The sequence below is a fragment of the Methylomusa anaerophila genome (assembly GCF_003966895.1).
In the GTDB taxonomy this organism is placed as follows: domain Bacteria; phylum Bacillota; class Negativicutes; order Sporomusales; family Sporomusaceae; genus Methylomusa; species Methylomusa anaerophila.
In genome coordinates this window covers 2,657,937-2,673,365 of sequence record NZ_AP018449.1, presented here as the reverse complement: position 1 = coordinate 2,673,365, position 15,429 = coordinate 2,657,937, and the positions used below count along the sequence as shown (strand labels likewise).

The 15,429-nt window shown below is 51.2% G+C and carries 14 protein-coding genes; all 14 read right to left on the bottom strand.

What is annotated here, in order from left to right; all coding sequences use genetic code 11:
• Nucleotides 1-104: 104 nt before the first annotated feature.
• A complete protein-coding gene (secG, locus tag MAMMFC1_RS12095) occupies nt 105-335 on the bottom strand; it encodes a preprotein translocase subunit SecG (RefSeq protein WP_126308754.1) in 231 nt (76 codons plus the stop codon).
• A gap of 167 nt (nt 336-502) precedes the next feature.
• A complete protein-coding gene (gene eno / locus MAMMFC1_RS12090) occupies nt 503-1,789 on the bottom strand; it encodes a phosphopyruvate hydratase (protein ID WP_126308753.1) in 1,287 nt (428 codons plus the stop codon).
• 21 nt (nt 1,790-1,810) lie between these two features.
• A complete protein-coding gene (gene gpmI, locus MAMMFC1_RS12085) occupies nt 1,811-3,352 on the bottom strand; it encodes a 2,3-bisphosphoglycerate-independent phosphoglycerate mutase (protein WP_126308752.1) in 1,542 nt (513 codons plus the stop codon).
• A gap of 393 nt (nt 3,353-3,745) precedes the next feature.
• The gene (tpiA, locus tag MAMMFC1_RS12080; protein ID WP_126308751.1) at nt 3,746-4,501 is read right to left on the bottom strand and encodes a triose-phosphate isomerase; all 756 of its coding nucleotides are present in this window, start codon (nt 4,499-4,501) and stop codon (nt 3,746-3,748) included.
• Nucleotides 4,502-4,517: 16 nt separating this feature from the next.
• Nucleotides 4,518-5,708, bottom strand: coding sequence for a phosphoglycerate kinase (locus MAMMFC1_RS12075; protein ID WP_126308750.1), 1,191 nt, complete (start codon nt 5,706-5,708; stop codon nt 4,518-4,520).
• Between the two features lie 50 nt (nt 5,709-5,758).
• Nucleotides 5,759-6,766 (bottom strand): type I glyceraldehyde-3-phosphate dehydrogenase, encoded by a 1,008-nt coding sequence (gene gap, locus MAMMFC1_RS12070; RefSeq protein ID WP_126308749.1) that lies wholly within the window; start codon nt 6,764-6,766, stop codon nt 5,759-5,761.
• Entirely contained in the window at nt 6,766-7,809 is a 1,044-nt protein-coding gene (locus tag MAMMFC1_RS12065) for a sugar-binding transcriptional regulator (protein ID WP_126308748.1), read from the bottom strand. Before MAMMFC1_RS12065 ends, gap begins: the two co-directional genes overlap by 1 nt.
• Before the next feature lie 451 nt (nt 7,810-8,260).
• Entirely contained in the window at nt 8,261-9,694 is a 1,434-nt protein-coding gene (gene rpoN, locus MAMMFC1_RS12060) for an RNA polymerase factor sigma-54 (RefSeq protein WP_126308747.1), read from the bottom strand.
• 154 nt (nt 9,695-9,848) lie between these two features.
• Complete coding sequence (gene hypE / locus MAMMFC1_RS12055) at nt 9,849-10,856, bottom strand: hydrogenase expression/formation protein HypE (protein ID WP_126310591.1); 1,008 nt, start codon at nt 10,854-10,856, stop codon at nt 9,849-9,851.
• Between the two features lie 2 nt (nt 10,857-10,858).
• A complete protein-coding gene (hypD, locus tag MAMMFC1_RS12050) occupies nt 10,859-11,953 on the bottom strand; it encodes a hydrogenase formation protein HypD (protein ID WP_126308746.1) in 1,095 nt (364 codons plus the stop codon).
• Nucleotides 11,943-12,164, bottom strand: coding sequence for a HypC/HybG/HupF family hydrogenase formation chaperone (locus MAMMFC1_RS12045; protein WP_126308745.1), 222 nt, complete (start codon nt 12,162-12,164; stop codon nt 11,943-11,945). Before MAMMFC1_RS12045 ends, hypD begins: the two co-directional genes overlap by 11 nt.
• A 312-nt stretch (nt 12,165-12,476) precedes the next feature.
• Nucleotides 12,477-13,820: a thioether cross-link-forming SCIFF peptide maturase gene (scfB, locus tag MAMMFC1_RS12040; RefSeq protein WP_126308744.1), complete on the bottom strand. Its 1,344-nt coding sequence runs from the start codon at nt 13,818-13,820 to the stop codon at nt 12,477-12,479.
• A 71-nt stretch (nt 13,821-13,891) separates the two neighbouring features.
• Nucleotides 13,892-14,035, bottom strand: a complete 144-nt coding sequence (gene scfA / locus MAMMFC1_RS12035) for a six-cysteine ranthipeptide SCIFF (RefSeq protein WP_126308743.1) — start codon at nt 14,033-14,035, stop codon at nt 13,892-13,894.
• Nucleotides 14,036-14,122: 87 nt separating this feature from the next.
• On the bottom strand, nt 14,123-15,211 hold the full coding sequence (locus MAMMFC1_RS12030; RefSeq protein ID WP_126308742.1) for a copper amine oxidase: 1,089 nt from the start codon (nt 15,209-15,211) through the stop codon (nt 14,123-14,125).
• Nucleotides 15,212-15,429: the final 218 nt, after the last annotated feature.

The window sequence follows — 15,429 nt, the reverse complement described above, 5'->3', positions numbered from 1 at the left end:
CAAATTTGCAAAAAAGGCCGGAAAAGTATACTGCCGGAAAAGCGCAACGCGTTAAAATACCTCAATATTAGGCGCTCATCACACCCGATATTGAGGTAGGCACCCTACTGCATTACTCTACCCAAAACCATTGTGACTATCCCGAACAGAGCGCCAAGGATAATTGTCGCCTGTGCCAGGAGTTCGTCGATTCCTTTCTTCTTGCCGCCAAATAAAGTCTCGGCTCCGCCGGCGATTGATCCCGACAAGCCGGCGCTTTTCCCGGACTGCAGCACAACGACGGCAATTACTGCAATTGCAAGAACAGCATCTAAAATCATAAGTCCAGTTACCACTTGTCCAACACCTCCCTACCGCCTCTCCGCCATACCAACCAGCTGTTTTCTAACCCGACCACATAGGCACGACAATATTTTAACACAATAGACCAAGGCTTGACAATTGATCATTAGAAATAAATTTTACTTTTTATACCAAAACTATACACTTAGTGACCAAAAGTCTATTTCAGATTGTAAAAAACTTTGCGGCCGCGATACTGAGCTACTTCATCCAGTTGCTCTTCAATACGGAGAAGCTGGTTGTATTTCGCTACCCGGTCGGTACGGGCAGGAGCGCCGGTTTTAATTTGCCCGGCATTGACGGCGACGGCGATATCAGCGATGGTAGCATCTTCGGTCTCGCCGGAACGGTGGGAAATAATGCAGGTGTAACCGGCCCGTTTCGCCATTTCAATGGTGTCAAAGGTTTCGGTAAGAGTACCGATCTGATTGACTTTTACCAGGATGGCATTGGCCGTATCAGCGGCGATACCCCGGCTCAGGCGTTCAACATTGGTAACAAAAAGGTCGTCGCCGACAAGCTGAATTTTTTGCCCGATACGGTCGGTAAGAAGTTTCCAGCCTTCCCAGTCGTCTTCCGACATGCCGTCTTCGATGGAGATGATCGGGAATTTATCCACCAGCCGGTTATAGTATTCCACCATTTCGGCCGAAGTTTTCACAACGCCTTCGCCTTCAAGGTGGTATTTTCCGTCTTTAAAAAGTTCGGTAGCGGCCACGTCAAGCGCCAGCATTACTTGTTCGCCGGCCTTGTATCCGGCTTGGCCGATAGCCTGAACAATGACTTCGAGCGCTTCTTCATTGGACGCCAGGTTGGGAGCGAAACCGCCTTCGTCACCGATGGCAGTAGCCAGGTTGCGATCTTTCAAAACTTTTTTCAGGCTATGGTAAATCTCGGCACACATTCTTAAGGCTTCAGCGAAAGAACCGGCGCCTACAGGCATCACCATGAATTCCTGGATATCCAAGTTATTGTCGGCATGTTTGCCGCCGTTGAGAATGTTCATCATCGGCACAGGCAGTTCCTTGGCGTTGAAACCGCCCAGGTACTGGTACAAAGGAAGACCGGAAGATTCGGCGGCCGCTTTGGCGACAGCCAAAGACACGCCAAGAATGGCGTTAGCGCCCAGTTTGCCTTTGTTGGCAGTGCCGTCAAGCTCAATCATGGCTTGGTCGATACCAACCTGGTCGATGGCATCCATGCCGATAATTTCCGACGCAATAATTTCGTTGACGTTATCTACGGCTTTGAGCACACCTTTACCCAGGTAACGGGATTTGTCCCCATCTCTAAGTTCAACAGCCTCGTATGCGCCTGTGGATGCGCCGGAGGGAACAGCCGCCCGGCCCATTGTCCCGTCTTCTAAAAGTACATCTACTTCTACGGTGGGGTTACCACGGGAGTCCAGGATTTCACGAGCTAAAATATCTACGATGATGGTTGACATGAGTCTGCCTCCTTATAAATCTTACTTTTCAATCAGACTTGTTCCCGTCATATCGGACGGAGCCTTAATTCCCGCCAGTTCCAAGATGGTGGGGGCGATATCGGCCAGGATGCCTTCCCGCAGCTTCACGCCGCGGTGAGATTCCGACACCATGATGAATGGCACCCGGTTGGTGGTATGGGCGGTAAACGGTTCGCCCGTTACGTGGTCCAGCATATATTCGGCATTGCCGTGGTCGGCTGTAATGAGGGTGATCCCGCCTCGTTCCCGCATGGCCTCAACTACCCGGCCGACGCATTGGTCGACTGTTTTAACCGCTGCGATTGCCGCGTCAAGAATGCCGGTATGTCCCACCATGTCGCCGTTGGCGTAGTTAAGGATAATAAAGTCGTATTTACCGGACCTGACGGCGTTAACTACGTTGTCGGTAACTTCAATGGCGCTCATTTCCGGTTTCAAATCATAAGTGGCGACTTTGGGCGACGGAATTAAGAGACGGTCTTCGCCGGGAAAAGGCTGCTCTTCGCCACCACTGAAAAAGTAGGTAACATGGGCGTATTTTTCGGTTTCCGCAATTCGCAGCTGGGTAAACCCGGCCTTGCTTACAATTTCACCCAGGGTATTTTTCGGATGATTGGGGGGAAATGCTACCGGCACAGCAAGTTTTTCATCATATTGGGTCATAGTGGCAAAATGTACGGGGAAAAAACCATTCCGCCGTTCAAAGCCGCTGAAATCCGCATCGGCAAAGGCGCGGGTCATCTGACGGGTCCGGTCGGGGCGAAAATTGAAGAAGATTAGGCCGTCATTGGCCTTAATGCCGGTATCATCCGCTTTGGTAATTACAGTAGGGATGACAAACTCATCGGTTTGTCCGTTTTGGTAAGCGCTGGCCACAGCTTCGCCAGCGCCGGCCGCCTTGAGACCTTCCCGGTAAACCAGGGCGGCATAGGCTTTCTCCGTGCGCTCCCAGCGTTTATCCCGGTCCATGGCGTAGTAGCGGCCGGATATAGTGGAAATTTGCCCGATTCCCTTAGCCGCCATCGCTGCTTCCAGGTCGGCGACGAATTCCTTGGCGCTGGCCGGCGGCACGTCCCGTCCGTCCAGGTAGGCATGAACGTAAACTTTTTGCAGACCATGTTTTTTAGCCAGGTCGAGGAGAGCATACAAATGAGTATTATGGCTATGGACGCCGCCGTCGGACAAGAGCCCCATCAGGTGGAGCGCCCCGCCTGATGCCTTGGTATTTGCACATACAGCTTCCAGAACGGGATTGGTGAAAAAATCGCCGTCACGAATTGATTTGCTGATACGGGTAAGCTCCTGATAGACTACCCGGCCGGCGCCAATGTTTAAGTGTCCTACCTCGGAGTTGCCCATTTGGCCGTCAGGCAGGCCCACCGCCTCACCGGAACAAATCAGACCGGTAGTGGGATATATTTCCGCCAAGAGAGTCATATGCGCCGCTCCGGCCCGGGCAACGGCATTGTATTGGTCAGCAGGGTCCCCCAGTCCCCATCCGTCCAGGATCAGAAGAGCAATGGGGGTGTTCAATTTTGTCACACACAACTCTCCTTTCATTACTATCTCACATTTTAGCAGGGAACTGCTTATAAACCATCATCTGCGTCGTTGTTCCTGCGATCCTCGCTCCGGCGTACCCCCAAGTACGCCTCCGCTCCGGTTCTCGTCACGCCTAGCATCTAACGATTTCTAAGCAGTTCGTGACAATTGTATATTTTAAGTCGTTACACTCTTTGTAACTAGTGGTCTATAAACTCTAAAACTATAGGATGAATTGCGAGAGGTTTTTCGTCCTGCGAGGCGGAGGAGGCGCGCATATCGGGAATATGTAAGCCGACGACAACAAAGCAGGACGGAAAAGATCTCGCAAGAACACTATAGAATTAGGGTTTACAGACCACTAGCCTCATAACACTTGGGAAATTCAGACGCTTACGATGTCCAGCGTACCAGTTTACTGAAGGATGCGGCCTCCAGGCTGGCGCCGCCGACGAGGGCGCCGTCGATGTCGGGTTTGGCCATCAGTTCGGCAATGTTGTCGGGTTTTACGCTGCCGCCGTATTGGATACGGATGGCGGCGGCGGCCTGGGAGCCAAACATGCCGGTAATGATTTTGCGGATAAAGGCACAGACGGCATTGGCGTCATCGGCGGAAGCAGTGCGGCCGGTACCGATGGCCCACACGGGTTCGTAGGCAATCACCAAACGGGCTGCCTGGGCCGCCGGAATGCCGGCAAGACCGCCCTGCACCTGAGTGGCTATTACTTTTTCGGTAGTGCCGGCTTCTCTCTCGGCCAGGGTTTCACCAACGCAAACTATGGGGATAAGCTCAGCCTTTAAGGCTGTTTTTACTTTCTTATTTATATTGGCATCCGTCTCAGCAAAGTACTGACGCCGCTCGGAGTGACCGATAATTACATAGGTGCAGGCAAGATCTTTCAGCATACCGGGCGCAATTTCGCCGGTAAAAGCGCCTTTTTCTTCCCAGTGCATATTTTGTGCGCCCAGATGAATATTGGTACCCGTTACTGCCTGCTGCACAGCCGGCAAAGCGGTAAACGGCGGACACACGACGATTTCCACATCAGTTACACTGCCGGTTAAGCCATTGATTTCTGTGACCAGAGCCGTGGCTTCCCGGGTAGTTTTGTGCATCTTCCAGTTGCCGGCGATGATGGGTCGTCTCATTCAGAATACACCCCCCTCATTCTTTATCGGCCAGGGCGGCAATACCGGGCAATTCCTTGCCTTCGAGGAATTCGAGGGAAGCGCCGCCGCCAGTGGAGATATGGGTAATTTTATCGGCAAGTTTAAGTTTTTCCAAAGCGGCTACCGAGTCGCCGCCGCCGACAATGCTCCTGGCGCCGGATGCGGCAACGGCTTTGGCCACAGCCTCTGTGCCTACGGCAAAGTTATCAAACTCAAATACGCCCATGGGGCCGTTCCAGACAATGGTTTTTGCGCCGTTCAAAGCGGCAGCGAAAACCTTGGCGGTTTCCGGACCAATATCCAAAGCCAGCCACTCCGCAGGAATCTCACCGATACTGACAGTTTTATATTGCGCATCAGCGGCAAACTTGTCGGCAACAACTACATCGGTAGGTAAGAGCAGCGTAACGCCTTTTTCCTTAGCTTTAATCATAAGCTCTTTCGCCAATTCCAGTTTGTCGGTTTCAACCAGAGATTTTCCAGGCTTATAGCCTTGCGCGGCAATAAAGGTATTGGCCATGCCGCCGCCGATGATCAGGGTGTCTACTTTGTTTAACAGATTCTCAATAACGCTGATTTTGTCGGACACCTTTGCGCCGCCGATAATGGCGACAAAAGGATGGGCCGGATTGTTTACGGCTTGACCAAGATACAAGAGTTCTTTATCCATTAAAAAGCCGGACACAGCAGGTATGTATTTGGTAATGCCGTGTACGGAAGCATGGGCCCGATGGGATACGCCGAAGGCATCATTAACCAGGATTTCAGCCAAGCTGGCTAACTGACGGGCAAATTCGGGATCATTCTTTTCTTCTTCCGCATGAAATCGCAAATTTTCTAAAAGAAGAATCTGGCCGGGGTTCAGATCGGCAGCCATTTTAGCGGTTTTTTCCCCGACGCAGTCGGGAGCAAACAGTATCTCGCGGCCAAACATGAGGTTTGACAATTTTTTGGCTACGGGAGCCAGGCTGAATTCCGGATTGGGTTTTCCCTTAGGGCGCCCTAAATGACTGGCAAGAATAATCGCTGCGTTCTGGGAAATAAGGTATTCAAGCGTAGGTAAAGTAGCCCGGATCCGGGTGTCGTCCGTTATATTGCCTTCTTTATCCATGGGGACATTATAGTCCACGCGAACCAATACTTTTTTGTGATTGATAAAAACATCACCTAAGCTTTTCTTTTGCACACAAATTCCTCCGCATCATCTCTAATTGCCCCTCATACCGCTGCTTAAACTCACAGGCCCTTGCCGATGACGTAATCCAGGAGGTCAACTACGCGGCAGGAATAGCCCCATTCGTTGTCATACCAGGCTACTACCTTTACCAGGTTTTCGCCAACCATCAGGGTGGATAGGCCATCAACGATGGAGGAGCGGCTGTCCCCGTTGTAGTCTCGGGAAACCAATGGCTCTTCCGAGTAGCCAAGAATACCTTTCAGTTCACCTGCGGCAGCTTCCTTGAAAGCGGCGTTGACGGCTTCAACAGTTGCCGGTTTCTCCAGCTGCGCCACCAAGTCGGTAAGGGATACATTGGGAGTAGGCACCCGCAGAGAAAAACCGTTCAGTTTTCCTTTCAGTTCGGGCAAAACAAGGGCTACTGCTTTGGCGGCGCCGGTGGTGGTAGGAATGATGGACATAGCGGCGGCCCGGGCGCGGCGCAAGTCTTTGTGGGGCAGATCAAGGATGTTTTGATCGTTGGTATAGGAGTGAACAGTGGTCATAAGGCCGAATTTAATGCCGAATTTATCGTTAAGCACTTTGGTAAAGGGAGCCAGGCAGTTGGTGGTGCAGGATGCGTTGGAGATTACATGGTGGCTGGCAGGATCATACTTGGCTTCGTTAACGCCTAAAACAATGGTGATGTCTTCGTTTTTAGCGGGAGCGGAAATGATTACCTTTTTCGCTCCGGCCGCAATATGCGCCGCAGCTTTTTCCTTGTCGGTGAAGCGGCCGGTAGATTCCACAACAAGGTCAACCCCCACAGCCTTCCAGGGCAGGTTGGCCGGATCTTTTTCAGCGAATACTTTTACAGTTTTGCCATTGACAACGATACCGCCGTCAGCCGCTTTTACCTCGGCCTGGAAGGTACCGTGAACCGAATCATATTTCAAAAGATGAGCCAGAGTTTTTGCATCCGTCAAGTCATTTACAGCTACAATTTCAAATTTGGTATTGTTTATTGCTGCCCGGAGTACATTTCGGCCGATACGGCCAAAACCGTTGATACCAACTTTAATTGTCATTAGAAATTCCCCCTGTCATTATTGTTTATAATCTGCTGGATGGCTCTGGCGGCGGCTTCGTCGGTAATCAGAACATCATGACTACCGGTACTGGCTACCGCCATAATGGCTTGAGCCTTTTTCCCGCCACCGGCCACGGCGATTACCGTGCGAATTCCCGCCAAATCATCCAGATGCAACCCTATGCTGCTTGTTACATATACAATATTTCCTTCGATAGTGTAGTATTGGCCCAGGGCCTCGCCTACCGCCCCCCGGCGGACAAGTTCGTCGACAATGTTGGCGGATAATCCCCGCTGTTTGGCCATTTCCGCCGCCTGCCCTATACCGTGAACCAAAATATCAGCCTGCCTGATGATTTCCGCCACAACCCGCACGTTGGCGTCATCCGCCAGTATGACTTCCAGCGCTTCCTCGCTTACCCCGTCGGGAATATGCAGCAGGCGGTAGCGTCCGCCCAGCTTGCCCGCCATCACGGCGGCGATCGTGTTAGCCTGATATTCCACTTTTTCACCCAGACCGCCCCGGGCAGGCACTACGGTAGTAGAAGGCGCGGAAAAATTAACGGCTTCAGCCACACTGGCCATGGTAGAACCGCCGCTGACAGCGATAGTCATATTATCACCCAAACACTGGCCAACTACACCTGCCGTTACTCGCCCCAGTTCCCGCTGGACGGCGCTGTCAGCCTCACTGTCACCCGGCAGGATGATAACCCGTTTGAGATGAAGCGCCTGAGTCATCTCTTCCTCCAGGCCCACCAGACCGCGGAGCAGCCGGATATAATCCGCCAATTCCGCCAGGACGACTTTCCCTTCCACTGTAACAGTCATGCCCAGTTGGGAAACATCAACAAGTCCGGCATCTTTAAGAAACTCCACCTGGGCTCTGACTACTCTTTCACCCGTATTGAGCATCATGGCCAGCGCCCGTCGCCCGACAGGTTCAGCATATTGAATACAACGGAGAATGTTATATCTGGATTCGATGACTGCCGTAAATTCCGGCGCGATTTTACGCTGTAACTGGATAATTTTTTCCACGATTAATCCCCTCTAGGCGAGTTCATGTCCCAGTTGTCCATAATATGTCCCAATATGGGTAAACAGAAAAACTGACTTTTCCCTGCTTATAAGCATAGCCTTACCACCTAGCATCCTCTTTAACCGCATTTTGAGTCATAACTGCAGGGCATTTATTGTCCCGCATGAACAAATTATGTCCCAAAACGACAAAATATTCTCCCGTTGGCCTATTTTGGGATTACCTTACCTAATATTGTATTCTTTGTGATTAAAAAAAGTCCTTCTGTTAAATTACTAAATTATTTTAATAATCACTATATATATAGTTTTCAAAAATGAGTTACAATCGTAATGCTAGGATAAGCGTAGGTTAAGCGGCAGCGTCGAAGCGTTCCTAGCATTACGATTAATAGAAAATCATTTTTGAATTCCATATAGAACGCAGACAAATTTTTTTATAAAATATAAATTAATACCGTTTCCGCTTTGATGAAGCGGGAATATTGATTTCTTCCCGGTATTTAGCCACTGTTCGCCGGGAAACATGAATCCCGCGTTTGTTTAGGATATTGCTCAACCCTTGATCGCTCAAAGGCTGAGTTGAGTCTTCCGTAGCTATCAGTTCCCTGATTTCCTGTTTAACCCGGCTGGCAGCCACATCTTCGCCGCTGACCCCCTGGATGCCGGAAGAGAAGAATGTGTGCATACTGAACAACCCATGCGGAGTGGCCATATACTTGTTGGCTACAGCCCGGCTCACAGTGGATTCATGAACCTCGATTCGTTCCGCCACCTTCTTCATGGTCAGCGGTTTTAAGTGCTTTACCCCGTGATCGAAGAAATCACGTTGCAATTCAACGATGGCCTCGGCCACCCTGTATAAGGTTCTGCGCCGCTGTTCAATGCTTTTAATCAGCCAGACAGCAGAATTGATGCGCCCTTCAACAAATTTCTTGGCTTCCCCGTCGGCATCCCGGATAACCTGCCGGTAGTAAGGGTTTATTGAAAGTTGAGGGACATTGGTATCGTTAATTATAATCATGTAAGACCCGTTGACCCGTTCTACAGTCACATCGGGCAATATATAGGCCGGCTGAATTCCCCCGAAAGCCCGGCCCGGCTTGGGGTCCAATCTCCGGATTATGTCTATCGCGTGTTGCACTTCCTGGACAGTGGCTCCCAAAGAATCGGCAATGAACTTAACCCGCCCGTTGGCCACATGTTCCAAGTAATTATCAATAATTAAAGTCACCAGGCGATAGAGGGCGCCATCCTGGATAATCCCTTTCTGATCAACTTGCAACAACAGGCATTCTTTCAGATTCGAGGCACCAACCCCCACCGGATCAAATGTTTGAATAACTTTAAGGACATCTTCGACTATACTGGGAGAGACATGCAGGTTTTCCGCCACATCCCTGACGGTACAGCAGAAGTAACCGTTATCGTCTATACAGCCGATAAGAAATCTGCCGATCTCCCAGGACGCGGTATTTAAGATAGCAAAATGAAGCTGCATCTCCAGATGTTCATGCAGGGATAAAGTGTTGGCAGCCAATAATTCCAGACTATTGTTAGACTCTGCGGTTGATAAGTTTTGCCCATGTCCCATGCCGTTTTCAAAATACTCGGCCCACTCATCGTAATTGGCATCTGCCGCATCACCGTTCCGTCCGTCTTCCGGGTTTCCGGCAGCCTCAACCTCAGCTTGGACAACATTTTCCTGTTCCTCCGCCGCTCTCTTTTCCTCCAACTCCAGTACAGGATTTTCCAAAAATTCATTCTCTACCATAGCCTCCAGTTCCACGGCTGATAATTGCAGAATGGCTATGGCTTGCCGCAACTGGGGAGTCATTATTAATTTTTGTGTTGTCTCCAGTCTGAGAGCGTAATCTATCTGCATACTAAGCTTACCTCCGGAACAATCAAAGCCGGAATTCCCCAGAAAGCCGGCAATAATGCCAAAATAATCAGTAAATTAACAATATGACATGCCGCCGGTCGGTTGTAAAGCCGGTCCCTGACCCCTGACATATTAAGGTTAAGCCCGAAATATGTCAACAAATTCGCGGTAACTGTTCACCGGTGAGCATATCCAGCATTCTAGTACCGCCGATAGCCGTTTTAATGCCGACTTGTCCGGCCGGCCGGGCGGTAACGGCGCCAATGACACAGGAATGCAATCCGTAGGGATGAGATTTCATAGCGGCAAGTACCTTTTCTGTATCCTGTTTTTCGACAAGGACTATTACTTTTCCTTCATTGGCTAAATACAAAGGATCAAATCCCAAAATATCACAGACAGCCTTAATTTCCGGCCGCACAGGTATGGCGGTTTCCTCCAGCAAAATGCCCATTCCGGTTTGAAGGGCAATTTCATTGAGCGCAGTCGCCAGTCCACCCCGGGTTGGATCCCTCAGCATGGGGACCTGCGGCGCTATTTTAAGAATGTCCTTTACCATGCCGGCTAACGGGGCACAGTCACTAACCACCGGGGCAGGAAGAGTCAGGCCGTGCCGCTCGCTCATCACCGCTATGGCGTGGTCTCCCAGGCAGCCGCTGACAATCACATCCTGGCCGGGCTTAACGCGGCCGGCAGAAATATGGACCCCGGGAAAAACGGCGCCAATGCCGGCTGTATTGATATAAATACCGTCAATTGCTCCCCTTTCCACCACCTTGGTGTCGCCGGTGACAATTTGAACACCGGCCTCGGCAGCGGCTAATCCCATGGATGCAACGATCCGTTCCAGTTCGGCCAGGGCCAGACCTTCTTCCAGCACAAAGCCGGCGCTCAAATACAAAGGTTCCGCGCCAGATACAGCCAAATCGTTCACTGTTCCGCACACCGCCAGTTTGCCGATATCGCCGCCGGGGAAAAAACGGGGCTTAACCACATAGCTGTCAGTGGTAAATGCCAGCTGTACCCCTTTGATATTCAAAAAAGCGCCGTCATGCATCTCGGCCAGAATGGAATTGTCAAATACCGGCGCCATGACTCCGGTTACCAGCTCATGGCTCAATTTACCGCCGCTGCCATGAGCCAGCAGTATCCGATCGCCAATGTTCAAAACTGCCACCTCCCTGCTCCATACTTGAACCAGGCCGCGCAAGAACCCTCGACGGAAACCATGCAAGATCCCACCGGATTTTCCGGCGTACAGCTTCGGCCGAAATGCGGACACTCCGGCGGCTTAATCTTGCCGCGCAGAACCTCGCCGCAGCGGCATCCTGCGGATTCCTGCGAGCCGGTAACCTCAACCGGCAGGGCATGGAGCGCGTCAAAATGCCGGAAGCGTTCGTTCAAATTTAAACCGGAGTCGGGAATTTTTCCGAACCCACGCCAGGAGGCATGGCTCACGGTGAAAACCTGTTCCATTACCCTGCGGGCGACCGGATTACCGTCAGCCGGTACGATTCGCCGGTACTGGTTTTTTAATTGCGCTTGGCCGGTATGGATTTGCTTGGCCAGCATATATACTCCCTGCAAAATATCAAGGGCTTCAAAACCGGCTATTACGCTGGGAACACCAAATTCCGCCGCCAAAAATTCAAACGGCTTGATCCCGGTTATGGCACATACGTGGCCGGGCAGTAAAAAGCCGTCCACTTTTGTTTCCGGCAGGCAAAGCAAGGCAGTCAGCGCCGGCGGCACCAGCTTATGAGCCGTGAGTAAAAAAAAGTTCTTCACGCCGGCCGCCACTGCCGCCAAAACTGCGGCCGCCGCCGTAGGGGCGGTGGTTTCAAAGCCAACCGCGAGAAAGATAACCCTTTTCCCCGGGTTATCCTGAGCAATTTGTACTGCCTCCAACGGCGAATACACCATCCGTACATCCGCGCCGCCGGCTTTCTCCGCCAGCAGCGTGGATGACGTACCCGGCACCTTCATCATGTCGCCAAATGTGGCGATGACGGTATCAGGCCGGCGGCTATAAGCGACAGCGGTATCCAAATATTCGTTTGGCGTGACACACACCGGGCAGCCGGGGCCGCTGACCAATTCCACATTGTCCGGCAGCACTTGCCGGATCCCGGCCCGGAATATGGCGACCGTATGCGTGCCGCATACTTCCATGATGCGCAGCGGGCCATCAGCCAGACGCTCAATCCCAGCAGTAAAATACGCCGCCGCTTTCTGAATTTCCTCCGTTTTAAGATTCATCTCTTTCCAGCTCCCGGAAAAGTTCCAGCGTGCGCCGGGCTTCTTCCTCGTCAACGGACTGAATGGCAAAACCGGCGTGAATCAGAACATACTCACCGATTCGGGCCTCCGGCAGCAGCATCAGACTAACCTGCCGGGTAACGCCGCTGATATCTACTGTGGCGATAAAGTCTTCCTTACTTATAATCCTGGCCGGAACAGCTAAACACACGATCATCGGCTCCTTTCCACACGGTATTTACCTCAGTCTATAAACTCCCACGAACTATCCTGAAAATCTAAAACGTCATCAGACAAAGAAACCGGAACCTCAAAGACGCAGAGAATACAGAAGGTTTTCCAACACTTTGCAGTAAGCTTGTATCCGCCATCTCATCATCTGCCTCGAACTGCTTAGAAGTCGCCAGGTGCTAGGCGCGACGAGGACCGGAACGCAAGCGTACTGGACGTACGCTGGAGTGAGGACCGCAGGAGCAACAACGCAGATGGCGGCTTATAAGCAGTTCCCCCCTTTAAGACAGGGTTACAAAGCCATTTTGGCCTGAATCATTATGGCACACTCCAGCCGTTTTTTCTGCAGTTCGCAGCCAAGCCGGTAAGGTTCTTCCAGCGTTTGGCTGAACAGATCGGCATTGGCGTGGCAGCCGCCGCTGCAGTAAAAGCGAGCCCAGCATTCCCGGCAAGCAGGTTTGTTCAGCACATGCGCCTGACGGAATTTCTGTGACAACCGGGTATTTTCCACTCCTTTAAATACGTTGCCGATACGGTAATGATCCCGGCCGACGAATTGGTGACAAGGATACAAGTCTCCCGTTGGGGTCACGGCAAAATACTCGTGCCCTGCCCCGCAGCCGCTCAGACGTTTGGCCACACACGGCCCGTTATTGATATCCACATTGAAATGAAAGAAATCAAATCCCCGGCCGGCGAGTTTTCGCTGCAGGTATTCCTCAGCCAGTATTTCATACTGCCGGTAGAGTTCAGGCAAGTGTTCCGGCGTCAGTTGGTAGTCACAATCTTTTGCTATAACCGGTTCGACAGACAACCGGGTAAATCCTTTGTCTGCCATATCGATTACATCCGCCGCAAAATCCAGGTTATAGGCGGTAAAGGTGCCGCGCAGATAGTAATTTTGCCCGTTCCGGGAATCCACCGCCCGGCGGATGTTGGCCAGGACGTCATCGTAACTGCCGCTGTCGTCCACATATGGGCGCATGCGGTCATGAACCTGCCGGCGTCCGTCCAGACTAAGAACCAGGCTGATATTATTGTCATTGAGATATTGAATGGTTTTGTCATCCAGCAGAACGGCATTGGTGGTAAGAGTCAGTTTGAAAACCTTGCTACTTTCCGGTTCCCGCCTGCGGACGTAATTCACTACGTGACGCACCGTATCCATGTTGAGTAAAGGCTCGCCGCCAAAAAAATCGATTTCGCAATTGCGGCGCGGTCCACTGTTTTCGATTATGAACTCAACCGCCCTTTCCCCCACTTCCTTGCTCATCAATGAACGGTCATGGCCAAAATCGCCGGCGCCGGCAAAGCAATAACCGCAGCGCAGATTGCAGTCATGGGCAACATGAAGACACAGAGATTTGACCAAAGGCTTTTCATTTAAACGGGCAGGTACGGTAAGAGACGGCGAAAACAGCGTGCCTTCCCGGCTAAGCTCATGCAGTTCGGCCAGCGCTTCGGCAATAGCCGTTTGCTCATACCGTCCGGCCAGCGCCTGAGAAACCTCCCGGTCATTATGGCCGTCAAAAGTATCCATTATATCATAAACAAGTTTGTCGATACTATGCACCGCCCCGCTGTTGATGTCCAGCAGGAGGTACAGCCCGTTCAAATAAAATTTATGTATTTGCATATATCATTTTCAACCATCCTCAAAAAAATTAAGCCCCTTTACCGCTAAGGCAAGGGGGCTGCCAACCAGGCCTATTTCTGGCAAACCTGATTGCCAACAGTGCAGGAAGTTTTGCAGGCTGACTGACAGGAGGCCTGGCATTCGCCGCAACCGCCGGTATGTACTGTTTTGGCCAGAGATGCTGTATTAACAGTTTTTACATGTTTTTTCGCCATAATGGATGTCCCCCTTTCATCGCTGGGCCGATTCCCGTATCTACCCATAAAGCTACTAATTTATTTTATACTTTTTATTGTCAGGAATCAATAGTTCATGTTCGGGATAAGGATAACTTTTACCGGCAGGTTGGACGCGCCGGGAGGCGAAAAGGTCAACCACAGCGACTGCCCGCCCGTGAAATCACCTAAATGGGCAAAATCAGTCCGGCTGTCGCTGCCAAAGAACAGCTTATCATACGGAGTTGCAACCGTATTTACTTGTTGGTGACGGAATTGGGTGTTAAGGCCGCCGGCAAATTCCCCGCCGCGGGGGTTTAAGTAAACAGAAAGATTCTGGTCGTGATAGGATGGAATATATAGGCGATATACGACACCGTAATTACCGTAATTTATGGTCCTGCTTCCGTCGGTAGCGTCAGTACCGGCGAGAAACCGGTCCTTTTTGTTATCCGCTAATGTTATGACTACGGCGCCATCTTCTTTCGGGTTGTACGCACCCTTCATTGCAATAATCCGGTCCATACCGTCAAAAGTTCCCCGGAGACGCTGGCTGTCGGCGGGAAGCACCTCAGCCTCTGCCAAAAATTTGGCCGGATCGGCATCAACAGGCAGCATCATGGTTACGACTTTAACCGGCTGATCCATGGTAAAGTCATAAATGCCGTTAACCAGCATGTTTTGGTCTACAACCGTGCTGTCCAGGGATGAATCCAAGAGGATTGTCCCTTTGGCCGGTACGCAAATGAGTTCGAAATCCTTCCGGGTGAGATAGTCCAGTTGAGCCGCTTTGCCCACTTCCAGGTAATTCAAATCAGGACCGCTAATGCCACGCTGCTTTAGAACTACGTTAGCTTCCTGCTCACCTTCGTTCACCAATAAAACGATAATCTTACCAGGTTCAGGGGTTGCATTTACATGGTGAAAAAACAGCCGGACGTCCCCGCGCACCGTATCCTGGTACATGATACCGTATGCGGGCACCATTTCCGGACTGTCGGAAAGAAGCAATTTGCCGCCGTCGGGAGTAATGGTGACCGGCATTTCTTGCAATTCCAGGATATTGGTCCTTTTTAACTGCTCAGCGCCTGCATCGAAAGCCTGACCGGATAAACCTATTGACAGTGCGGTAACGAGCACCAGTCCCGCACAGGTATAGCGAAACCATTTCTTCAATATTTACCCTCCCATAACGGTTATGTACACCGGTAATTCACCGGATATAACCACGTATTTGGTTGCCTTCCCTATTTCGAGACTGCTTAGAAACGTTCATATGCGAGGCGCAACGAGGACGCGCAGCGCGGCGTACATGGACGCGGTACGTAAGCAAGCGCCCGCAGGAGCAACGACGCAGATGGGCGTTTATAAGCAGTCTCTATAGTCATTTATTA